This is a genomic window from Pseudomonas sp. KB_15 (assembly GCF_052114525.1).
GTDB lineage: Bacteria > Pseudomonadota > Gammaproteobacteria > Pseudomonadales > Pseudomonadaceae > Aquipseudomonas.
Genome location: NZ_JBFREX010000275.1, coordinates 1 through 410, shown reverse-complemented (window position 1 = coordinate 410; position 410 = coordinate 1). Strand labels below are relative to the sequence as shown.

1 protein-coding gene is annotated in these 410 nt (G+C 64.9%); it reads left to right on the top strand.

The window, feature by feature from the left end; genetic code table 11:
* The coding region (locus AB4Z35_RS30855) for an ABC transporter permease (protein WP_442101279.1) at positions 1–401 on the top strand (401 nt) is incomplete at its 5' end.
* Between the last annotated feature and the right edge of the window lie 9 nt (positions 402–410).

The window sequence follows — 410 nt, the reverse complement described above, 5'->3', positions numbered from 1 at the left end:
TCCTTGGGCTGACGCTGACCACGATCTTCTCCGTGGCGGCGATGATCGGCGCCATGATCACGATGTACGCCTCGGTGGCCAATCGCGTGGGCGAGATCGGCACGCTGCGCGCGCTGGGCTTCCAGCGCACCAATGTGCTCGCGGCGTTTCTTATCGAGGCGGTGCTGCTGGGCTTTGTCGGCGGCGTGGCCGGGCTGGCCTGCGCCGCGCTGATGCAGTTTGCGTCATTTTCGACGACGAACTTCCAGACCTTCGCCGACCTGTCGTTCCGTTTCCTGCTCACGCCGGGCATCGTCGTCAAGACGCTGCTGTTCTCGATGGCGATGGGCTTCATCGGCGGATTCCTGCCAGCGCTGCGCGCGTCGCGCCTGAATATCGTGGATGCGCTGCGCGCGCGTTGAACGGAAACC